This is a genomic window from Paenibacillus sp. J31R34 (assembly GCF_059383715.1).
This window is the reverse complement of sequence record NZ_JBXENU010000004.1, coordinates 26,672-50,536: the sequence shown is the minus strand read 5'-3', so window position 1 is coordinate 50,536 and position 23,865 is coordinate 26,672. Positions and strand designations below refer to the sequence as shown.

General features: G+C 49.6%; 15 protein-coding genes. 3 read left to right on the top strand and 12 right to left on the bottom strand.

All coding sequences use genetic code 11. The features are described 5' to 3' along the window. Positions 1-176: 176 nt before the first annotated feature. Both AC50YG_RS12935 and AC50YG_RS12930 read right to left on the bottom strand, forming a co-directional pair. Positions 177-2,288 carry a methyl-accepting chemotaxis protein gene (locus tag AC50YG_RS12935; protein ID WP_494827248.1) on the bottom strand — a complete coding sequence of 704 codons (2,112 nt, stop codon included), beginning with the start codon at positions 2,286-2,288 and terminating at the stop codon, positions 177-179. A 176-nt stretch (positions 2,289-2,464) separates the two neighbouring features. Continuing rightward, positions 2,465-4,531, bottom strand: coding sequence for a beta-galactosidase (locus tag AC50YG_RS12930; protein WP_494827246.1), 2,067 nt, complete (start codon positions 4,529-4,531; stop codon positions 2,465-2,467). A 142-nt stretch (positions 4,532-4,673) separates the two neighbouring features. Here AC50YG_RS12930 and AC50YG_RS12925 point away from each other — a divergent pair, with 142 nt between their 5' ends. Together AC50YG_RS12925 and AC50YG_RS12920 are read left to right on the top strand one after the other, a co-directional pair. Then, complete coding sequence (locus tag AC50YG_RS12925) at positions 4,674-5,501, top strand: AraC family transcriptional regulator (RefSeq protein ID WP_473755288.1); 828 nt, start codon at positions 4,674-4,676, stop codon at positions 5,499-5,501. A gap of 227 nt (positions 5,502-5,728) precedes the next feature. Then, a complete protein-coding gene (locus AC50YG_RS12920; RefSeq protein ID WP_494827244.1) occupies positions 5,729-6,904 on the top strand; it encodes a M20 family metallopeptidase in 1,176 nt (391 codons plus the stop codon). 148 nt (positions 6,905-7,052) lie between these two features. Here AC50YG_RS12920 and AC50YG_RS12915 read toward each other — a convergent pair whose 3' ends face one another. From AC50YG_RS12915 to AC50YG_RS12905, 3 genes are all read right to left on the bottom strand, one after another. Further along, entirely contained in the window at positions 7,053-7,637 is a 585-nt protein-coding gene (locus AC50YG_RS12915) for a GNAT family N-acetyltransferase (RefSeq protein WP_494827242.1), read from the bottom strand. A gap of 190 nt (positions 7,638-7,827) precedes the next feature. Then, entirely contained in the window at positions 7,828-8,100 is a 273-nt protein-coding gene (locus tag AC50YG_RS12910; RefSeq protein ID WP_494827241.1) for a CD3324 family protein, read from the bottom strand. 323 nt (positions 8,101-8,423) lie between these two features. After that, the gene (locus AC50YG_RS12905) at positions 8,424-9,392 is read right to left on the bottom strand and encodes a 2-hydroxyacid dehydrogenase (protein WP_494827240.1); all 969 of its coding nucleotides are present in this window, start codon (positions 9,390-9,392) and stop codon (positions 8,424-8,426) included. Between the two features lie 137 nt (positions 9,393-9,529). Between AC50YG_RS12905 and AC50YG_RS12900 the strand changes: the two genes are divergently transcribed. Next, on the top strand, positions 9,530-10,396 hold the full coding sequence (locus tag AC50YG_RS12900) for a helix-turn-helix domain-containing protein (protein ID WP_494827238.1): 867 nt from the start codon (positions 9,530-9,532) through the stop codon (positions 10,394-10,396). Between the two features lie 357 nt (positions 10,397-10,753). On the opposite strand, the gene AC50YG_RS12895 is transcribed toward AC50YG_RS12900, so the two are convergent. The 7 genes from AC50YG_RS12895 to AC50YG_RS12865 form a co-directional block, all read right to left on the bottom strand. Then, positions 10,754-11,479: a response regulator transcription factor gene (locus AC50YG_RS12895; RefSeq protein ID WP_056030237.1), complete on the bottom strand. Its 726-nt coding sequence runs from the start codon at positions 11,477-11,479 to the stop codon at positions 10,754-10,756. A gap of 91 nt (positions 11,480-11,570) precedes the next feature. Then, positions 11,571-13,346, bottom strand: coding sequence for a two-component system histidine kinase PnpS (pnpS, locus tag AC50YG_RS12890; RefSeq protein WP_473755307.1), 1,776 nt, complete (start codon positions 13,344-13,346; stop codon positions 11,571-11,573). A 452-nt stretch (positions 13,347-13,798) separates the two neighbouring features. Then, on the bottom strand, positions 13,799-17,953 hold the full coding sequence (locus AC50YG_RS12885; RefSeq protein ID WP_494827236.1) for a DUF5695 domain-containing protein: 4,155 nt from the start codon (positions 17,951-17,953) through the stop codon (positions 13,799-13,801). A 445-nt stretch (positions 17,954-18,398) separates the two neighbouring features. Continuing rightward, positions 18,399-20,402, bottom strand: coding sequence for a glycoside hydrolase family 127 protein (locus AC50YG_RS12880; protein WP_494827234.1), 2,004 nt, complete (start codon positions 20,400-20,402; stop codon positions 18,399-18,401). A gap of 27 nt (positions 20,403-20,429) precedes the next feature. Then, entirely contained in the window at positions 20,430-21,281 is an 852-nt protein-coding gene (locus AC50YG_RS12875) for a carbohydrate ABC transporter permease (RefSeq protein ID WP_494827233.1), read from the bottom strand. A gap of 4 nt (positions 21,282-21,285) precedes the next feature. Next, a complete protein-coding gene (locus AC50YG_RS12870) occupies positions 21,286-22,215 on the bottom strand; it encodes a carbohydrate ABC transporter permease (protein ID WP_473755313.1) in 930 nt (309 codons plus the stop codon). Positions 22,216-22,464: 249 nt separating this feature from the next. Further along, positions 22,465-23,838 carry an ABC transporter substrate-binding protein gene (locus tag AC50YG_RS12865; RefSeq protein ID WP_494827230.1) on the bottom strand — a complete coding sequence of 458 codons (1,374 nt, stop codon included), beginning with the start codon at positions 23,836-23,838 and terminating at the stop codon, positions 22,465-22,467. Positions 23,839-23,865 lie beyond the last annotated feature (27 nt).

Sequence of the window (23,865 nt, the reverse complement as noted above, 5' to 3'; positions counted from 1 at the left end):
GAGTCCTTCTTCCTTTACTATAGGTCTTTAGCATCAACGGAAATACTTTGCTATGTTAACGCAATGTCAAATTAGACCAAGCCCGCCAATCGGAAATTCCACTTTAAGGAAAATGGACAAAAAACCGCTATTCACGCTGCTGAATCAGCAGGGGAATAACGGTTTTTGGAGAAAATTTAAATTTTAAACTGCGACAGTTTTCCCAGCAGCTCCTGAACCATATGGTCCAGCGATTCAGCCGCCGCCGATATTTCCTGCATCGACGCGAGCTGCTCCTCGGAGGCCGCCGCGACATTATGGGAATTCGATGCGGTATCGCCAGCTATAACCGCCATTTGCTCAACACTTGCGGTCATTTGCTGCGAGCTTGCATTCATTTGTCCAGCCGCTGCCGAAACCTCTTGAATTTGACCGCTCACCGCGCTCATTTCATTCATAATGGCATTGAAGAGCTCGCCGCTTCCTTCTACGGTTTGCGCGCCGCTGGCCACTTCTTTGGACCCTCTTTGCATCGTTTGCGCCACATGCTCCGTATCGCTGCGGATGCCATTCACAAGCTGTGATACTTGATCCGCAGCCTGCTTCGTTTGCTCCGCCAGCTTGCGCACCTCCTGCGCTACAATTGCAAAGCCCCGGCCATGCTCGCCTACACGCGCAGCCTCAATGCCAGCATTCAGCGCCAGCAGATTTGTTTGTACGCTGATCGCTGTAATCAGGCCTGTCATTTGTCCGATTTGGGCCGAGCGTTCATTAAGCCGTTCAATCGCTGCTTCCGTCTCGGAAACCGAATGCTGGATTTGTCCCATTTGCCGGACAGCTTGCTGCATCAGTTGATAACCATCCGCCGTCTGGAGCGCGACGCCATTGGCAGAGGCTGCTACCTGATCGCTCGATTCAGCTATCCGCTGAACATGGCTGGACATCGCATACATCGCCTCGGCGGTGCCGCCTGCATGCTGATTTTGCGACTCGGCATCCATCGCCACCGTCTGAATGGATTCGGCAATCGTCTCGGACGCTTTGCTCGTCTGGTCAGCGCTAGCCGTCAGCTGCTCCGACGTTTCACTAACGGCTACTCCAAGATTCGTCACGAGTTGGAACATGCTCCTCAGCTTCTCGGTCATGCTATTGAAGGAGGCAGCCATTTTGCCCAGTTCATCCTGCTGTTTAATAGCAATCGACTGGGTCAGGTCGCCCTCGGCCATTTTTTCAAGGCCCTTATTAAACAATTGCAGCTTGCGAATGACCATAAAGCGAATCAGGAGAGAAATAATAACACCTAATAAAAGCATGGAACTTATCGCAACGATAAGCAGGCTCGTTTGGCTCTCCGTAAATTCTGCAAAAATCGCTGTTTTCGGAATGACGCTTTGGCTGTACCAGAACTGGGTGCTTCCTGGCAGTGCGATCGGCTCGAACAGCCGCAGCACTTCGTCTCCGTCTGCATTCGGGGTATAGTCCGATAGGCGCGTTCCTTTCATCACATCATCCAGCAAAGCCTGTTTTTCGGCATTATCGCCAAAAGGCTGATTTAAAGTGGCTGGATCGTTGGGATTAGCCAAATACATCCCCTTTTCACTTATGAGCGATACATGCCCGCCCATCGGAGCATATTCAGCTGCTGCTTTTTGAAAGCTTTCAATCGATATATCAGCCCCTACGATGCCAAGAAAGGTGCCGCTTTGATCCATTATCGGAACGACGATCGATGTAATAAGCGTCTGCTGGCCTGCTACTTCATAAAAATACGGATCAACATATGTCGTTTTTTTCGACTGCTTGGGCAATAAATAATAGTCTCCTGCACCTTCCACTGTATAATCCGTTAGTGGCGTAATCGCTGTTCCACTGCCATTGCGGAAAACATAAGGAATAAACCGGCCTGTTTTATCATCGTATGTCGTGTAATTAATGTTGTCTTCATCGCTCTGGTCAAAAGCATTTGGCTCCCAGAGCGTATAATAGGCGAGCGCTCGCGGATCATTTTCGACCATTGTCTTCAACAGCTCGACGACGGTTTGCCGCGACAGCTGCTGCTTACTGCGTGTTTCCTGAAGAGTGAGCTTCAAGGTCTCTAGCTTCGATTCTACTGCTGTCATTTCCCGCTGAATCGACATCATAAAATCCGTTCCAGCAATTTGCCCCTCCTGCTCGCCTTTCGTAACGGCAAGCGTCCGCAGCTGATTCAAGTTCAGTGTAATCATGACACTGAAGATGGCAAGCAAGCACACGATGACACTGGATACCAATTTAACCGTCAAAGATAAATGTAGATGTTTCTTTCTCATGCTACCCGCTCCCCTCCAAAACAACATGAATCGTTAATCGACAATAAATCCACAATTGTTTATAGGCATATAGAACCATATCGTTAATTCTTCGTACCTAATGTATAATTTAAAGCATTTTTCAATGCAAATAACCGCGAATGAAATTCGCGGTTATTGCACAAACGTTAGAATGATTAACGAGATTTACGTTTTAAAATCCGAACATCATACGCAGCAAGTGCCAGTGCAGCCCCCACTTGACCACCATTCAAAACATCCTCATAAGAGTGGTCATCGAGCACCACTTGCTGCTCTTGCGGTGTGAAATTGGATACGAATACATAGTCCGACTCCCCATCGCCGCGCAGCTGCGCGGTCACGCCTTCAGGCAGCTCGGTATCCAGCACTTTGCGAATGCCTTCCTGCTCCACTAGCGTCTTGAAGAAATCTGTGAAAAATGGTTCTTTATTGCGGGAAGCTACATAATACGCTTTCCCCTTGCCCAAGCGGTTTACCGTCAATGCCGGACGGCCAGCATAGAAATCTTCGCCGTATACGGCCAGCGCCTCGGCGCCTTCAAGATGGATAAGGTCGCAAAGCTCATGCGCTTCGTACTCACCGGACAAGCCAAGAGCATTGCCTTCCGACATGACTACGCGATTCGTCTCGCCGTCATGAAGGGAATCAATCTCCTCTGACCAAATGCCGAGCGTTTTGCGAAGCGGCCCTGGGAAGCCCGTCAAGAAGCAAAGATCGCTTTCGTTAACGATGCCTGTCCAGTAAGTCGCAATAAACGTGCCGCCATTTTCAACAAACTTCTCAATAGCCTCGCCAACACCTGGACGCACCATGTACAGCATAGGAGCGATCACGATTTTATATGAATCCAATGCGCATTCGGAATCAATAATGTCTACCGGTATGCCGAGCTCCCAGAATGGACGGTAATGCTTGCGCGCTGTTTCCTCGTAATGAATGCCGCAGTTGCGCGGGCCTTGCGAATCTTTGACCGCCCAGCGGTTTTCCCAATCGTAAATGATCGCGACTTCCGGCTTAACCGTTGTGCCGACCACATCTTCAAGCTTCGTAAGCGCATGGCCTACGTCGGTCACATCTTTAAATACGCGGGTATGCTCATGTCCAACATGGTCAACGACCGAGCCATGCAGCTTTTCGCTGGAGCCGCGGCTTTTGCGCCATTGGAAATATTGCACAGTATCCGAGCCATGGGCTACGGCCTGCATGGAAGACAGCAAATGCATGCCCGGCTTCTTCAGCTTACTGACCGGCTGCCAGTTCGTCATGCTTGGCGTGCTTTCCATCAGCATAAATGGCTTGCCGCCTTTGAGTGAGCGGAAAATATCATGGTTGAAGCCGATCCAAGCCGCGAGCTCGCTATCGCTTTCCAAGCTGTGCCAAGTTGGGTAAGCATCCCACGAAATCATATCGAGCATATCCGCAAACTTCCAATAATTCAGCCCTTCGAAGTCGAGCATAAAATTAGTTGTAATCGGCAGCTCCGGATTAATGGCACGAAGCGGCTCCATTTCCTTACGGCAGAAGTCCACCGTCTGATCAGTGACAAAACGCATCCAGTCCACATTCATGCCGTGAACAGCTCTTTCTCCGCGGCGCGTTGGTGTATCGACTTGGCTCCAATCGGTATAGGTGTGACTCCAGAACGTCGTCCACCAAGCGTCATTCAATGCATCAAGTGTGCCATAACGCTGCTGCAGCCAGCCGCGGAACGCCTCGGCGCACAGGTCACAGTGACATTCGCCGCCGAACTCATTGGAAATATGCCAGCCAATAACAGCTGGATGGCTCGAATAACGCTCCGCAAGCTTCGTATTCATAATTTTCACTTTCTCGCGGTACACCGGAGAGGAGAAGCAATGATTATGACGTGCGCCATGCAGATTGCGAATGCCATTTTCATCTACACGGAGCACTTCCGGGTATTTGGAGGACATCCATGCCGGTCTTGCTCCGCTCGGCGTTGCAAGCAGTGCATAAATGCCATTAGCCGCAAAGCGGTCGAGTAATTGATCCATCCATTCAAAGGTGAAGACGCCTTCCTCTGGCTCAAGGGCAACCCAGCCAAAAATACCCACTGACATGACATTGCTGTGCGATAATTTCATTAAACGAATATCTTCCTCTAAAATATGAGGATATTTAAGCCACTGGTCCGGATTATAATCCGCGCCATGAAGCATTTGGGGAATTTTCGAGCTGATTGGTGGAAATTTGCTGCTCATCTGTTTAACCTCCTGTAATTGCGGCCCTCGTTTGACGAATGCCCATTCTTTAACTATATTCATATTATATAATTCGGTTTATCGAAACTAAATCTCACAATATTCTTATCTCTATAAAAATATGAAACAGGATGTGCAGCAAATGGATACAATTGCATTCCCGCTTGTAACAGATACCGAGCTTGCGCTGCCGCTTTTCGTCGACATTATCGGACATTGGGGCAATCAGGAGACAATCGATCGCATGAACGGCTTTCCCCATTATCAATGGCTGCAGGTTGCTTCAGGGGAAGGCGAGCTTATTATCGGGGAAAAAAGCTATTCAGTGAAAAATGGCCAAGGCTTCTGCCTGTTCCCCGGGGTGCCCCATCGGTATTATGCGACCCGCGAGCCGTGGGATGTGCATTTTGTAAGCTTTGGCGGCAGCCTGTGCGAAACGTTGTTCGGGCAGGCCGGCATTACCGAATCCGGCGTATATGCAACTGCAGATGGAGAGGTATTAATTTCACATATGCGCAGCATCTACGCCATGTCGCAGTCGGACCGCCCTTTCCTCGGGCTGGAATGCTCGAAGCTGCTCTATGCGATGCTGCTCGATCTGATGAAGGTCGTTCGTGTCAGCTCTCATTCGGCGCATCAAAGCTTATCGCGGCTCCATCCCGTCATTCAGTACATTGAAGCACATGCTGGCAGCCTCATTACGATTGAGGATTTAGCAGGTGCGATTAATGTGACGCCGCAATACTTGTGCCTTCTATTCAAGAAAGCGATGCGCATGCGGCCGATGGAATACGTCAACCGCGAGCGTATCAGCCGCAGCAAGCAGCTGATGTTCCGTGAGAGCACGCTGAAAATGCAGGAAATTGCCAAGCTGTCCGGCTTCGACAGCGCCAGCTATTTCAGCTCCGTCTTCAAACGGCTGGAAGGCGTCGGTCCCGAACAGTTTAAAAAAATGCACGGCATGCGTTAAGCCAGCTATTCGTATAACGCTCGCTGAGACTAGATGTTTAATAAATGTTTAATAGACGTTCATTAGACAATTTCCAGAATTTGGTGTCCCTTATAAATTGGTTTATACGCCTTGCATTCCCACGCAGGCGGCTGGCTATCAAGTAGGCTGCACGGCATGTTATAATGCCAGCATCTGCTTTATTTAATAAGTCGTGACAAGTGGTTGTTTAGAAAGGAATGAAGAGAATGTTGAATAAACCTGCGATTTTTGAGGAAATCGATCGTCATAGCGAGGAATTCAAGGCAATTTCCCGTTCGATTTTTGCAAATCCGGAGCTTGGGCATGAGGAATTTAAAGCCTCAGCAGCGCTGTGTGCGGAGCTTGAGCGTCAAGGCTTCAGCGTTGAGCGGGGCACGCTTGGGCTGGCTACTGCTTTCATCGCTACCTATGATACAGGAAAGCCTGGCCCTGTCGCCGCTTTTCTTTGTGAATACGACGCTTTGCCGGAAATCGGCCATGCCTGCGGCCATCATCTTATCTGCATGATGAGCATTGGAGCCGCGGTTGGGTTGAAATCGGTTTTAGAGGCGGGAAGCATTCGCGTCTATGGTACGCCTGCGGAAGAAACGAAGGGCGCCAAGGTGCCGATGGCAGAAGCCGGCTTGTTCGATGATTGTGATTTCGCCCTGATGGCGCATCCTTATCATACGTTTGAAAAATCCGGCGAATCGCTGGCGATGGACGCTGTGCAGTTCGAATTTACTGGAGCGGCTGCACATGCGGCAGCAAGCCCCTATGAGGGCATTAATGCGCTCGATGCGGTTATCCAGCTGTTCAACAGCGTCAATGCCTTGCGCCAGCAAACCCGCAGCGATACGCGCATTCACGGCATTATCGACAATGGGGGCAAGGCGCCCAACATTATCCCTGACTATGCCTCGGCGAAATTTTATATTCGCTCGGCTTCGCGCACGTATACGAACGAGCTGACGGAGAAGGTGCTTCGCTGCGCCGAAGGTGCAGCCCTGCAGACAGGCTGTACGCTGCGGACGAACAACTATGAGCTGTCATACGATGAGCTGCGCACGAATGAGGCGCTGTCGGAGCAATTTTCCGCGAACCTAATAGAAGCAGGCATTCGGCAAGATGAAATACAAATCGGCAAGGATCACGGCTCGGTTGATCTCGGCAATGTGTCCACGCGCTGCCCAGCCATTCATCCCTATGTGAAAATCGTCGAGGAGCGTCTGCTGCTGCATACGGAAGGGTTCCGTGATGCAGCCATTACGGAGCGGGCGCTGGAGCGCATGATTTTCGGCGCGAAAATGCTTGCCGGAACGGCTGCGGATGTGTTCAATGACCCGGCCTTGCTAGCACGGATTAGAACGGAATTTGAGCAGCAATCGTTAAATTTGAATTAAGTTGGTCATATAAGCAGCGGCAAGCCAAGACTTGAAAAGTAAGTCTTAGACTGCCGCTGCTGTCATTTCATTTTCGTTCTCTGATAGCCAAATAATTGAAACCGCCTACTCAGGCTTGCCACCGAAATGCTGTTGAACCTTCGCATAATCAGATAACTTGGTTAGAACTCGTACTGAAGCGAAAGATTAGCTTATCGCCATCTTCAGGATGATGTCCAAGCTCCTCGGAGTAATTCCCATTGGTACAAGTGTTAAGGGTGTTGCGCCAGAAATGTTTGGCGCGTTCGTTTCGGTCGGTGCAATTCGTTTGCAGCTCCCAATTTCCTGGCATTTTTTTAATAATCTGCCGAAATGCTTCTTCTCCGATGCCCTTGCCTCGATAATTGCGTAATAGGAAAAATTCATTCATGTAATAATGGATAGAGGGAGGACATGGTATGAAAGGCGGAGTCGCCACAAAGGCAAGACCGGCAGGCAGATCATCTACTATGATGAGATACGGGAATAATACGTTTGGGTGCTCCCACCAAATATCAAATACGCGATTTTGTTCAGTCAAGGTACGGGTATCATCATTTTCAAACACTCCATAACGATTAATTTTGTGTTTCCACACTTCGGATAAATCATGCAAATATAGAGGGTAAATGTTATTAATAATAAACTTCTCCTCTACACCGCATAGTCGAACGGTAACCTTTAATTGATTGATTTCATGATTAACGTGATCCATTTTGCAACTCCTCCGGTTTCGATACTCTCAATGATTGATGTTAGTAATATCACTGGTATGACTAATACCATGATTCTTTCCTAGCCTCAGTATAGAGTGGCTATCGAAACCTTTATAGGCAGAGTATTCGTCCAATCATTTCTTACCTAACAAAAGGCTCGTGTTGGTGTTATCCAACGCGAGCCTTTTGTTAGGCTTTCGTATTATAAACAATCTTCTTAATGCTCTCATGGGATAGACAATAGGAACTCGCGAGCTCATCCACCGTTATGCGCTGTTGGAAAAGCTTCCGAATCTCTGCGTTGCGGTTCATAAGAAATTCACGATGTCCTGAATCATGTCCCCACTTTTTTCTACTTCCTTTGGGTGCGGGGATATACAGCGTCTTGCCTTGTATATATTTTTGAATTTCACGAAGTAAATTTTCTGGTAAAACCTCACTTGCTGAAACATAGTTTTTCATTGGCTTCGCCCCTTCATCATATTAGTGATGGAAAGTTGCAAAGCCTACATGACTTACGATGTTTTAGCAGCCTTTTGTCGTTAACGTCTTGTTATACGGTAATAATAGGCTCCATGCAAACAACCGCGTCACTGTCATATAGACTTTGCATGGAGCGAGTCTCGAAACTTCGCATCGGTAAGCCTTCACGAAGCATGGTTTGACTAACATCCTTCATAACGATATCCCTCTTTTCCAATAAAATATGCTTTGTTATAATTATTTCTTCATGATGAGGATGAATTCCTTTTACATTTCGGCATATAAATCCTTCACTAGAACGACTACTTCAGCTCCGGAATTACATATTTCGGCTCGCGTCCATATAGGCCGTCCACCAGATTGCGGGCAGCAAGCATCGCCATATTGAATCTCGTCTGATGGGTAGCCGAACCAATATGCGGCAGCAGCACCGCATTGTCGAGCTGGAGCAGCGGATTATCCGGCGTAACCGGCTCTTTTTCAAAAACATCCAGCCCTGCGGCGCGTATCGTGCCACTTCGCAGTGCCTGGACGAGCGCCGCCTCATCAACCGTCTCCCCTCGCGAGCAGTTAATAAAGATGGCACTGCGCTTCATCCTTGCAAACTGCTCCTGACCGATCATATGCTTTGTTTCCGGCGTTAGCGGCGTCATCAGGACGATGAAATCAGACTCTTGGAGCAGTTGATCAAGCGGGCTGTACTGAACGCCAAGCTGCTGCTCAACGTCTGGCTTGCGCGAACGATTATAATAGCTGACTTCCATATCAAACCCGAATTTTGCGCGTCTGGCAATGGTTTCGCCAATGCGGCCCATGCCAATGATGCCAAGCTTGGCGTGATGAACATCTATGCCAAATGTGGATGTGCCAATGCCGCGCTTCCACTGGCCGGCGCGAACGAGCTTATCCAGCTCCGCCACCCGGCGGGCAGCAGCGAGCATAAGCGCCATCGTCAAATCTGCCACCGTATCATCGAGTACGTAGGGCGTGTGCGTACCGATAATGCCGCGTTTTTTCATCGCATCCAGATCATTATTATTGTAGCCAACGGAAATGTTGCTGACTATTTTCAGCTTCGGTGCCGCCGACAGCAGACGCTCGCTGATCGCATTGCCCGCAGCAAGCAGACCTTCCACTTCGCTAATTTCTTCCGCCAGCTGCGCGCCCGTAATCCCCTGCTCGCCCTCCCACATCCGGGTATCGCAATGCTCATCGAGGTAGTTTTTCACCTCTGGGGGTATTTTGCTCGAAATAAATACTTTTGGTTTCATGTTATAATCCTCCATTTTCCAGATTTCATGATGTTCCTGCTTTCCTGCTCTTGCCTTTAAGCCCTATCCACTCTACAATAAATCATATTGCCTCCCGGTACCAACAATCGATTTCGTTCCCTGAAGGAGGAGCAGCCTTGGAAGCCTTTAACGAGCAGGTTCCCTACGAGAACCCGTTGCTTTCTATCCGAATTTTTCGAACACAGCGCTCGACCAGCGAATTGATCAAATGGCATTATCACAAACAGCTGGAGCTCATCTATATTATAAAAGGCAGTCTCAAGATCGATATTGAGGATGACAGCTTTGATCTTGAAAGCGGAGACATCGTTGTCCTCGGCTCAAGCCAGCTGCATCGCGACCGTAATGTTGGCAAGCTGGACTATATTGTGCTGCAATTTAATCTCGAGGATTTTTTCGACAACAGCACCATTCCTTATATCCGCTATTTTTCCGAGACGGAAAATCCGCTGAGCCGCGCCAACTATATTTTTCGTGAAAATCAAGCAATTCGGCAGCAGGCAAGCCAAGCTATTACTGAGCTGCTGCATGAAGCAACCCACAAGGAAACCGGCTATGAAATTGCCGTCAGCATCCAGATCAAGCAGCTGCTGCTGCTCATGCTGCGCGGCGACAGCCAGCGCATCCTGGCTAGGCAGGATGATTTTGACCATATCCGGCTAAAGCCTGTCCTTGATTATGTCGAGAACAATCTAGGCGAACGCATTCAGGTGGAGGACATGTGCCGAATTGTGAATATGAGCTACTATTATTTCGTTAAGTTTTTCAAAAAAACGATTGGCCTTTCCTTTACCGAATACGTTAATTATCGCAAAATCAAATGGGCGGAGCGGATTTTGCTCACGAAGGACTTAAGCATTGCCGACGTAGGCGAGCGGATTGGCATGCCGAATATGGCCCATTTTTATAAAACCTTCAAAAAATACAACGACTGTTCCCCCAAGCAATTCCAGCGCAAAATGCTGGAATGGGACCGCAGCTAAAGCTAATAGCTTCTCTGATTTAGGTTCCCATTTTCGTCTTCGGTTGTTAAGCTCTTAATCTTTGTTCTTTGTCTTTTGTACTTTTGCTCTTCCTGCTCTACGGACTTTGCTTTTTTTATTGTGTTTTTAGGAGGAGCGAGGAGAGGAGGGGCTGGTGTGGAGCGGAGTGAAAGGTTTGAGCTGGAGAAGCGAAGCGTTCGCTTTTGCTGCCCAATTTCTACGATGCGGAGCATAGTTTAGAGAAATTGGGCAGCAATGGCGATCGTAGGCCAAACCTTTCACGCAGCGCAGCACAGCCCTTCCTCACCGAGCCGCCGCGCGCGCACCCTAACAAACGATAAAAAAAACTTGTCCACCTTAACTTTTAGGTGTGACAAGCTTTTTGTGCATAACGAGCTTATAGCCGACGCCGCGAATCGATTCGATTTGCACCGACTGCTGTCCCAGCTCCAGCTTTTTGCGAAGCGAGCTGACATGCACATCTACGGTACGCTGACCGCCGATGTAATCGAAGCCCCACACGACATTCATGAGATCGTCGCGCGTAATAACCATGCCTGGCCGCTGCACAAGATACAACAGCACTTCAAATTCCTTCGGACGCAGCGGGATCGATTCCCCATCCAGCACGACCTCATATTTATCCGGATAGATCGACAGCTCGCCCGCTGTAATGATCTTCTCTGTCGTTTCAGGCATCATGTTATCGTCCTGAAGCTGAGTCCGGCGCAGCACCGCAGATACGCGCGCCAGCAGCTCGGCAACGCCGAACGGCTTAGTAATATAGTCATCCGCACCATGCTTCAGACCTTGCACGACTTCTTCCTCGGCATTGCGGGCTGTCAAAATAATGACCGGCGTCCGCAGGCCATTTTGACGCAGGCGATTTAAAATGTCGAAGCCGTTCATTCCCGGCAGCATAATATCCAAAATAATGAGATCAAAGCTGCGCTGCAGCGCAGTTTGCAAACCTTCTCCACCATGATCGGCGACCGTTATTTCGTAGCCTTCCTGCGTCAAATTGTATGACAGAAGTCTAGCGAGTGTCGGTTCGTCTTCAATGACAAGCACTTTATGCGACATGGTAACCTCCAGCATTATTGCATTTATTCATCCCTATTCTAACATGAAATTATATAGAAGTGGTAAACCTTTTGCGCTAAGCGTGAAACCGCTACTGCTGAAGCACCGGAAGTTCAATAATAAATGTCGTTCCACGGCCCACTTCGCTCGTTACCGATATCGTTCCTTTGTGCAGCTCAATCAAATGCTTAACGATCGACAAGCCAAGCCCCGTGCCGCCTGAACTGCGCGAACGCGCCTTGTCCACCCGGTAGAAGCGCTCAAAGATGCGCGGCAAATCCTTCTTTGGAATGCCGATTCCCGTGTCGCTGATACGTATGCGGATATGGTCCTCGTTTATGCCTTCCATTTTCACGGTCACCCGCCCGCCCTCTGGCGTATAGTTGATGCCGTTCGAAAGCAAATTCATCACAATTTGCCGCAGCCGATCCTCATCCGCTTCCATATATAGGCCTGCTTCCAGATCCATCTTCAGCTCAATTACCTTGCGCGATGCCTCCGCCTCCAGCAGCTTGAGCGTTTTATCCATAAATATATCCATATTGACCGGTGAAAAATAGAGCGGAACCCGCCGCGACTCGATTTTCGACAGCTCCAGTATATCCCCGATCAACCGATTCAACCGATCGCTCTCATCAAAAATAATTTGCAAAAACGAGCGCGAAGTTTCCGCATCATCCACGGCACCTGCAATCAGCGTCTCCGCGAAGCCTTTAATCGCCGTAATCGGCGTTTTCAGCTCATGCGATACATTCGCAACGAATTCGCTGCGCATCCGCTCCAGGCGGCGAATAGCTGTCACATCCTGCAGCACGAGCAGCATACCCTCATATTCTTCTCCCTCTTGCTCGATCGGCACCAAATTCAGCTCCAGCAGCCGCTCCTCGGGAAAATAGAACGTAACCTCCTCGCGGATATGCTCGCGAGTTTCCAGCCCCTCTTGAATCATTTGAGCCAGCTCAAATTGCTGTTTGCCTTCGGCGTAATGGCGCCCAACGAGCTCGCGTGCCGAGAAGCCGAGCAATTCCTCTGCGTGCCTGTTCATCAGCACGAAGCGGCCGGTACGATCAATCATGACGACGCCGTTGATCATGTTGTCCAGCACGCTTTCCAGCTGGCTTTCATTTTGGCGGATCTGCGTCATTTGCACCTGCAGGCTGTCTGCCATGGCGTTAATCGCATTGCCAAGCTCGCCAATCTCATCCTGCTTGGCTACCACCACGCGCGCCTGATAATCCATATTTTTAATCCGCTTCGCGACGCTTGTAATTTGCTCAAGCGGCCGCGTCAGACTGAGCGCAATACGGTAGCTGACAACGGCAGCAGCCAAAAACAGCAGCAGCAGTCCGCCGCCAATAACCGTCCATACGTTGCGGATGCTCTGCTCTACATCACTTAGGCTCATCGCCAATCGGATAACATTGGAGTTCGGGTTGCTGCTATCGGTCAATATCGCCACATACAGCAGATTCTGGTGCAACGTATCGCTTTCCCTGATCGTGCGGCCAACGCCGTCCTCGCGCGCTTCGGCTACCTCCGAGCGGCTGTTGTGATTGTCCATCGTGGACACTTCATGATCCGAGTCGCCCACTACGATACCATCACCGGAAATAAAGGTGACCCGGGCGCCAGTGAAGCCTTTCAGACTTTTTGCTTCCTCGGTAAAATAGGGCTCCACCTCGCTCAGCGTGCCCTGCTTCCATTCCATTTTCGCCAAAATGATGTGCATTTCCCGTACCATATTGTCTTCCAATGCACTAATATGATTTTGCTTGAACGTATTTGCCATAATAAGTCCGGCCGCCGTAACGGATAAAGCAATCATTAAAATCATAATAATCGTCAGCCGATTTCGAAAGCTGTTCACGCCACCCACTCCTCGTGTTCATTGCACTCGTTTATTAGATTAAAGGTGGAACAGGTGCTTCGCTGCGCGAAAGATTGGTCTTCCGATCGCCATTGGTATTGATTTTCCTGAACAATAAATACTCTATCGGAAGAAAATCAACACCAAAAGCGAACACTCCGTTTCTCCAGACCAACCCTTCACTCCACTCGCACCATCCACCCGTTTTCTAAAAAAACCTCGTCCATCCTGAACATTTTATCATACAGATATAGAAAAATGGCATATGCATTTTTCATAAAAAAATCCCCATAGGGGCGCGGTAGGAAGCTTATCTTGAAAGATAAGCTTCCTACCGCAAGCCCTATAGGGATTATGCCCCGCTTTTCAAAGAGGGCAATGGCTATTTTAAAGAAAATATTTTATTATTGTAAATCCGCTTCACAAAGCCATTTCATCCTTTTAATAACCAATTAATATCCAAATACCTTCCAAGATTGGAGACCAATTAGCACCGACTCATCACCAGGGATAAGAACGCGAATTTTATTCGTTTTCACAGGCGTAAAGCTCGTTTCATTGTCTTCATTCGCCTTCAAGCCAAGACCCGAAACCTCCGCAACATCAAGCCATTGCTCGCCATCCCAATATTGAACCGAATATTGCTCCGGCAGCTTAACAGCTCCTTCGCCATCGTTCCAATGAACACGAATGCTGCTAATCGTGTAATCTTGGGCAAACTCGTATTGCGCCCATTGAACAGGCGCTTCAACAGCCTCCGTAGCAGAAGAAGGAGTATTCGGCGCCTCGGTTGCTGGCGGAGCATCCGCATTTAGAGCTAGCCGCAGTACATGCAGGCCAACCGCCGCTGCTGGTGTCACTGCCCCCGTATCAGGCTGGCCAACTGCCTGTTCACCGCTGGACTGTGTTCCTGCCTCCACACCTTGAGGCTCATCCTGCGAGGTCGAAAGCGTACCTTGCTCTGAAATATCCGCAGCCAGTGAGGAACCGCTGAATATGGAGCCGATCTCCGCCCCGCTTAACGCACGGCTGTAAATTTTAAAGTCATCCAAAGCTCCGTCCAAATACGGATCGCCATATTGGGATTTGCCAAGGTAATTCAAATTCGTATTGCCAAGGCTTGATGGCTTTAAGGTCATCGCTGTATTAATCGCAACCTGTACCCCATCAACGTACATTCTGCCCGTCGTGCCCGAAAGCGTCACGGCGACATGCTTCCAGACGCCAGTAGGCAATACCGGTGCATTAAGCTGCTGCTCCGCGCCGTTGCCGCTGGACGTAATGGCAAAGCGCAGCCCGCTGCCGCCAGCACGCGGCGTCAGGAACATATTGGCATTCGTTCCTGTGCCAAAATCGAAGATGCGCGACCAATCGCTAATGGTGTCTAATTTGACCCATGTCGAAATCGTAAAATCATTTACAGCGCTGACGATGCCCGTTGGCAAGGACGCATAGCCGCTCGTGCCGTTAAGGTCGAGCGCATTGCCCGAACGTCCCGCTACCCATGCCGTCGTGCCGGATAGCGTTGCATTTTTCCCATTGCCTGAGGAATCTGTCGCTGTCGTGCCATTTGTCTGATTGAACAAGTAGTTCGCAATGACCTCTGGCAAAGGAGCCGCCGGGTTAACCGTATGCGTAACCGTTGCATTCGCAGTCAGGCTGCCATCATTTGCCGTAAGCCTGAATACATAAGTTCCCGCCGTCGACACCGTCGCCGTCGTGTTTACATCTGCTGCGTTTGCGAATACAGCCGTTCCTGGACCGCTAACAAGCGTCCAGACGCTCGTCAAAGTGCCAGAAGGCAAACCATCATCCGTTGCAGTTCCTGCCAGAGCAACTGGCGAAGGAAGCGTGAATATACCTGCTGTGCCCGCGCTTACAACCGGTGCTGTATTCGTTGGCGCTGTTCCTTGTGCAAGCTCAATGTCATACGTTGCAGCCGTACCAATGTTTAGGGTAACTACAGCCGCTCCGCTGCTCGAAACATTGATTCCGCCAGCTACAGCGTTGTTAACCAAAATATTATAATAGCCAGCAGCCAAGCCTTTGAAGGTTACTTTCGTTGTGTGCGCCGTTCCCGCTGTCGAGTTTTTCAAATTGAATTTCACATTGTTTTTGGCCTTCGTAATCGTTGCTGTTGCAATTTTGTCACGCTCCAGCTCCATGCCGAATTTCTCGGTTATGAGGTTAAGACGCTGGAATACGCCATCCTTCGGCACAACCGTGTAGCTGGTGCTATTGTCGGTTGCATCGCAGCCATAACAGTAGACGCCGAAAATAGGATCAACGGCTACGTCAGAGCTCAAAATTTTAATGGCGCCGAACAAGCCCAGATCTGCTTCTCCTGCCATGCCACGCCAGCCGTTTTGCAAGGCGCCGCCGCCTACTCCCAGTGCAGGATAGTTGCCTTTTTCCGCCTGATACGTCCAGGCTACAGCACCAAGATCTGCCGGGTCTGCGCTGATTTGACCGGAGTTAATCGCGCCGACGTTGGCGATTTTGGCTGCATAGGACATACGCTGCTCCACTTCCGCATTGGTCGAGTTATTGCGAACCCAATCGTCCATCGCATAGCCCGCCAGCGACACCGTGTACTGGAAGTTCCACCAGTTCTCGCCGGTAATCGTGACCGGATCAGCATAGTAGTACCAGACTGGCATATGGCCGCGTGCTGCCCGCGTTTTCAAATTGATTTTGCTTTTCATCGTATTGTTGTTGTTCATCTTGGCAAGCGTGTAAACCGCTTCTTCGCCTGTATTATCGTAGTTATACTCCGAGCCGTAAGGGTATGTCGTATTTGCGAAATTATTGTATTTGGTCGCCATTTTGGCGATCAAATTATTCGCTTCCGCCGTGTAGCCCTCGTCCTGCAGCGCCTTAATAATGTCCGGCGTTGTCAATTCGCCCATGAGGCCCGTGTTCCAGTTGTAAGCGATACCTGGTCCGTACAGGGCATTGAAAATGTTATAAGCCCGCAGCAGATAGGTGTTTTTCGGATTGTCATACGTAATCAAATTCGGATACAGCTTAGCGATTTTGTACATGCTGAAATACGTGTTGTAAATATGAGGATATGCGTAGCCCCGATAGGTTGGCGTGTCATTTGGCTCTGGCATCAGGAAGTCGTGGATCAAATAATCCGTCTGATGCTGCGCCATCAGCCTGCCCCAAATGGCGACCGTCAAATAATCGTCAAGCGCCGTAACCTCGGAGGCAACGGGGGTTTGAACATTTTTCTCCGCTAGGAACTGTGCATGAGTGTAACCCCAATCATCGCCCCAGCCCCAATAGCCGTTGAAAATATTGCGTTTGGAGTTGGTATCCATCATCCAGTCGTCAAACACCTTGTCGCGAATATCGCCCGGAACGTTCCACTGCGTGCTGTTCACCATGAAGGTCGAATGCCGCTGGAGCGCTGCATCAACGGGTTCAATCGCATAAAACTGCAGAACCGTCTTTTCCCCGTTTCCATAGTTGACCGTTATCAAATTCTGGCCCAGCTTGTTCATCGTAATTGAATACAGCTTATGGTTCGTGCCCGTTGTACCGAGTGACGTAATCGTCGTGTCGGACGGGTATTGTGGTGTAATCGAATTAATGGTTTTCGTCGTGTGCAGATCGAATTTAGCCGTTTGGTTCGTTGGCACGATCATGCCCGGAACGACCGTAACATCGATATGGCCCTCGTTGTAAAGACGATCCTTTACATCATTTTCGTTAGCGACTTTGAAAAATTTAAACGCATACGTTTTGCTTGCGCCCGGTGCGAGCGTCAGGCTCGTATTCGGCAAATAGCCGCGATTCGTGCTTTTGATCACATTGGAGTGGATATAGAAGACGTTGAGGCCTTCAATCCAGCCGCCTTGATCCATTGCCCATTTGCTGCCCGGATGCTCCTCGACTCTCCAGCGATCCTGGTATTCAAAGCCTGCTCCTGTGCTCGCATCAGGAACCATCAGCAAATAAGGGCCGATGCCGCTTGGCCGTGCTGCTGTAATATAGGAGCTGTTGTTGCCAACAAAGGAGTGGGTTAGCACGCGTGTTTCATAAATTTGCTCGTTGCTGCCGCCCGTCCAAAATTCATTGAACGGCAATGGCAAACCAACGTCGCCAAATTCAATCGTTTGCGTGCTCGTATTCGTCAGCTCGATTTTCCATAAAAAATAATCGTTTACGAGCGAATACGTATTAACCAGCTTGAAATTTTTGACGCCATTGGCATTCGTCGAGTTCTGGTAAGTAATCGTTACGTTGTTGCCCGTCTGGCTTTGCGTTCTGCCGTCGGAGGAGCTTTGCGTCAATGCCGTCTGCCAAGCTCCTGTACCGAAGCGGTACTTGAACATGAGCTCGCCCAGCCACTGGTGATCAGCCGTGTTCTGATTAGGCGTTACCGTCGGATTCATCACATATTGCGTGTTGAAGGTGTCTCCCGTCAGGCGCAGTGAGTTGATTTCTCCGTTTGTGCCGGTGGAAATGTTGAAATTGCTGTCGGAAAGCGTGTAAGCGGAAGCGATGTGAGGAATTAAAATTACCATTAAAGCGGTTACAAAAACAGATGTTGCCAGCTTAAGCATTTGCCTTGAACGAGGTAGCCATTGCATGGTCATGCGGTTTAGCCTCCCTGAACCTATTTTTATGTTGCATCTGTCCTCCCCAGGATGTAAAAACCATTTTTTTGAAATATAGGAAAGTATATGATTTCGCCATACTTTCTCTATATTTCTCGGACTGAAACGCGCCGCGCCACCAAACCACGGCTTTCGGCCGTTTCACCTTGGGGCAGCGTCTTGCATTTCCGGTATGCCCGTATGCCGCTGTGCCGCCTTGCCGCTTTGTAATCCTCACACCACCTCCTCTCAGCGCTTTTTTCCATTAAAAAAGACCCTATTACTCAGAGCTGCGACTCCGTTAGCCTGCTGCTGGCAATAGGGAAGATGGGGGAGTAATCATTACTCCCTCATCCGGCAAACCATTTCATGCTGTGAACGCTATGGGATGGATCAACTCGTACTCTATTAGTTACACTTCTATTCAACATACTCCCATTTGGGACTATGTCGTTTCTCTCACCCAAACAGCCATTTCCCCTGCACCGCGATTCGCCCAAGCAAAATACGGAATAAACTTCAGCTCGGCAGCTTCCTGCTGCCAATCCGCATTATGACGATACAGCTGTCCTTGCCAGCCGTCCGAAACCTGCCGCTGTCCGAGCACCGAAATCGTCTGCATGCCTCCTAGCAAAGCAGGCTCAAAAGCGGTACTAAGCTCACTTCCCGCAGGCAGCGCCAATTGGTAAAGCTGCTCGCCATTGTCCGTTTCCTCCAAGCAATAAACGAAGGGGCCGCGCTGCAAAGCTACTTTTCCGGCATTCTCGCGGACTAGCGGATGGCTTTTCATCCGGTGAATCGGCATCGTAAATACGAGCTCCACCGTATCGCCGCTCTGCCATACACGATCGATTTGGGCATAGCCATTGTCAATTTCACTTCCACTAATTTGCTGTGGCTCGCCACCATTAACTGCCCACGTTGCCTCCCCGCACCAATCCGGAACACGCAGCTTTAGCGCAAACGCAATCGGACGCGCGGTGCTGATTGTAAAGCTGACTTCACCGTCCCAAGTATAGGCCGACTTCTGTTCGAGCTGTACTTCTGTATCCGCTATTTCAAGCTTCGCCGCGCCCCCTACATACAAATGCACATAAATAGCCGACTTCTGGACCGTATACACATATTGACCGAGCGAAGCCAGCAAGCGCGCGATATTCGGCGGACAGCAGGCACAGCCGAACCAGCCCTGCCTTTGCCCGCATACATGATGCGTATTTTTATTCCCGGCGAGCTGTGAAGGATTAACCTCCAGCGGATTGACGTAGAAAAAGGTTTTGCCATCCCGTGCCATCCCGCTAACGACCGTATTGTAAAGCGCCCGCTCCATCACATCCGCATAGCGGCTGTCCGGCTCGATTTGCAGCATGCGGTGGGCGAAGAAAATCAGTCCGATAGAGGCACATGTTTCGGCATAAGCCGTATCGTTTGGCAGATCATAATCGGATGTAAAAGCTTCCCCCTCCGCCATCGAGCCAATGCCGCCAGTAATGTACATACGCTTGGCTACTATGTTATCCCATAGCTTTTGGCACGCTTGCAGCAAGGCTTCATCTCCCGTTTCAGCGGCCAAATCGGCCATGGCTGTACACATATAGACGACACGCACCGCATGGCCAACCGCTTGCTCCTGCTCCTGAACCGGAAGATGAGCCTGGCTGTAGGGCAAATCATGGGCGATGTCCAGCTGTGGAAAATGAACCTTCCGCCCGCGCTTCTCCCACTCTTGCTCATAGAAGGACGGCTTAGCGCCCCTTTGCTCTATAAAATAACGGCTTAGCGCCAAATAATGGTCTTTTCCCGTCGCATGGTAAAGCTTCACAAGTGCCAGTTCAATTTCCTGATGACCGTCATAGCCGTTCAGCTTGCCGGGTTCCCGTCCAAATACACGATCGATATAATCTGCAAAACGGCAGGCTACCTGCAAAATCATCTCATTACCCGTCGCCTTGTTATAGGCGACTGCCGCTTCTATTAAGTGACCTGCGCAATAAAGCTCATGGCATTCCGCCAAATTCGTCCACCGGTTTTCAGGTTCCTTCACTGTAAAATACGTATTTACATAGCCGTCAGGCTGCTGGGCTTTCGCAATTAGCTCTACGACGCTGTCTGCTACCTGCTGAAGCGCCGGATCTGGCTCCGTCTCCAGCAAATAGCTGACGGCTTCCAGCCACTTCGCCACATCGCTGTCTTGAAATACCATGCCGTGGAAAGCGCCTTCCGCTTCACCAGCGGCGATTTTAAAGTTTTGAATCGCATGGCTTGGCTCGGCTTCAGGCACCCGGTCGTTCAGCGCCTCCCATTGATAAGGGACAACCACCTCGCGCACGAGCCGAATATAGTCCGACCAGAACGGGTCGCTAATTCTCACCTTGTCCAAGGTTAGCGGTTTTGAGCGGTCCGTCGGCTTAATTCCTTCCTGCAGCTGTTCATTCAATTGGTTATTCATTCTCTTCCTCTCCTCTTCTATCTATGGTCAGCCTTTAACGCCGCCTACTGTGAGCCCTGCTATAAAAAAGCGTTGAAAAAACAGGAACAGCACCAAAATCGGAATAATCGTCATAATCGAGCCTGCAAGCAGCACCTCATAATTATTGCTCGTCGGCGACAGCAAGCCGGACAAGCCAATCGGCAATGTGAATTTCTCAGTTGAACGCAGTACGATGACCGGCCATAAAAAGTTGTTCCAGCTGAACAAGGCTTGCAAAATTGTCATCGCACCAAAAGCAGGAAGCATCAGCGGAACCATAATACGGAAGAAAATACCGAATTCCGTACAGCCATCTATGCGGCCCGCATCCATAAAATCCTTCGGAAGCCCAATCGCAAATTGGCGAAAAAAGAAAATCGGCAGCGGCGCTACGACAAATGGCAATATAACGCCCCAAATCGAGTTGATGATCAGCAGATCAATCGACAGCTTATACAGCGGAAGAATAATAATTTCCACCGGAATCATCATGACGGCAAGCACGAGTGTAAATACGAGCGCCCTTCCTTTGAAGCGGTACATCGCCAGTCCATAACCGACCATCGAGGAAAGCAGCAAGCACAGGAAAGTAAATAAGAGCGTAATGACCAAACTGTTGCGATACCAGTGAAAATAGTTCTGCGAGCCCCCCTTTCCCGAAAAAATCATTTTGTAGTTGGCCAGCGTCATCACATCAAAGTCCAGCCTCACATTCAGTCCGTAACGAAACAGCTCTGACGCTGGTTTAAACGAAGCAAGCAGCAGTGCAAACAGCGGGAACAGCGCGAGCACTGCAAACGCCCCGAACAACAGCACCAGCAGGAGGGAGAACCCTTTATTCCCCGTTTTTTCAGCCATCTCCCTAATCCTCCTTTTTGAAAAATCCGAGCAAATTCAGCTGAATGACGCTAACGACCAAGGTGATGCCGAGGAGCGTAATCCCAATCGTTGAACCAAAGCCCAGATCAAAATATTGAAAGCCTTGCTGATAAATGTAGCCCACCATCGTCAGGCCGATATTTTGCGGTGACCCCCGGCTCCCCCACAGCATAAAGCTTTCGGTAAACATCGCATAACCGCCATAGATGGTAATCGTGAATACATAAATAGTGATCGGCTTCAACAGCGGAATCGTAATTTTGAAAAATTTGCTCAGCGTGCCCGCACCGTCCATATCCGCCGATTCATACAGCTCACGCGGAATGCCCTGCAGCGCCGACAGAAAATACAGCATATTAATGCCTGCCCAACGCCAGGTAGCGAGCACGACTAGCGCGAACATGCTCAGGGAGGGGCTAAGCAGCCATTTTTGACTGGATAGGCCAAACAGCGAAATGAAGGAATTCATAATGGCACCATCCAGCTCGCTAAAAATAAGCCTGAAAATAATGCCCGCGACTACTATGGAGGTCAAAGCCGGTATAAACAAGCTGGCTCTGAAAAAGTTTTTCGCCCGCATAATGCTGGAGTTCAGCAGTGCTGCAAGCGTGAGCGGCAGCGGAATGAGCACCAGCAGCGTCCAAAATACATAACGCGAATTGTTCCATAAAGCCTGATAGAAGTCGCTGTTCCATAATTTGCGATAGTTGGCTAAGCCAATAAATTTCACATCTCCCGGCAGCACCTGCTGAAAGCTCATAATGACCGCATGAATGAGCGGATAGGAGAAAAACAACAGAAATGAGACGATAAACGGCATAATAAACAAATAGGGAGCGAGCTTCTGGGAATTCATGCGCCTGGGCGCTGTTTTTTGCTTCTTAAGGGCGAGCCTGCCCATGTTGGCATTCATGCTGATTTCACCTCCGACTTACGCATACTTAGGAGCTGCGAGGAAATTAGCGGTACTTTATTTCGCCGCAGTCTCTTATAGTTAACGTTTTCTGTATAGACGCAGCGCTTGCGCAGGCTGCCCATGCTAACCAGGCCGAGTTGCAGCATTTCGGCTAGACCGCTGGCAGCCATGCGAGCGCAGGCGTCTTGCTTAAACCGGTGTCCCTCTCGAATTGCTCTTTAGCTCTGTGGTTAATTGATTAATTGATTATTTCCCTGTATCCTTGCGAAGCTTGGCTGCGACTTCTGCAATTACGGTTGCTGGATCTTCATTGAATTGAAAGATTTTAGGAACGATTTCGTTACGGACAGCATCGAACACAACTGGCGACGTCTCGCGAATGTTAACCGGATAAATTTCATTCTTGATTTCAGTCAGTGTCTTGAAAATATCTGTGCCAAAGTAGTCGGTGAATTTATTCGGCTCCTCCATCGCTGGATCGCTCCATACTTCGGTACGAATTGGGTCCATGCCAAGCTGCTTCCATACTTGAATGTTGCCGTCTTTGGACAGCTTCGCATAAGCAAGGAATTTTTTGGACAGCTCCAGATTTTTCGTCTGAACAGTAATCGACAAGCCGGTTCCACCCATGCCTGCTGAACGATTGCCTCCTTCTTCCCATGCCGGCATTGGACGAATGATCATTTTGCCTTTCAAATCAGGCATTTCATCCGTGAAGCGATTCATAAACCAAAATGGCATAAATACCGATACTGCGCCGCCGCCATTCATAAAGGCTTTGTACTCTGGCGTATCGTGTCCAACACCTGGAGAGACCGCTGCGATTTTTTCATCCACCAGCTTTTTAAAGAAGGTCATCGCTTCGATATTGCGCGGATCATCAACCGTAATTTCACCGTCCGGGCCCACCTGATCAGATTTCAGCTGATTAATTGCCGGCCACCATGACCAGTTGCCCGCGCCTTCAAACGTGATGAATGGCACGCCTGTTTTTTCCACTACCGTCTTCCCGTATTTCTCAACATCGGACCACAGCTTAATATCATCTGGGTTTACGCCTGCCTTATCCATCAGCTCCTTGTTGTAATACATGACCGTTGCGCCAACGTGCATATCTACGCCATAATACTTGCCGTCCTTGCTGTAAATATCGACGCGGGATTTCACAATATTCGGAATTTCCGGATCAACGATGTCATTAAGCTCCGCAAGCTGAACCTCTCCCTTCATAAAATTCGGGAATTTGCTTTGCTCAATATCGACCAAGTCCGGTGCCCCTTCATTCGATTGCAGAGCAAGCAGCAGACGAGTATGCATGTCATCATAAGGAATCGTTTGTGCATCCAGTGTTATTGGCTGATCCGGATTGTTTTTATTCCATTCTTCGGCCATAAACGTATAGAAGTCTGCATGCTGCTGGACAAACGTCCACAGCGTCAGCTTGACCGGGTCCGCCGCTGGCGCCCCCGCCTCTGCGGATGCTGCTGCTGTCGGCTCGGAAGTACCGCTGTTTGTAGCTGATGCCCCACCATTCCCATTTCCACCGCTGTTGCTGCAAGCCGCCATCAGCATTGTGACTGCTAAAATGCTTGCGGTTATACCCAATCTCCCTTTTTGCATTCCATCATCCCCCGTGAACGTTTTTTA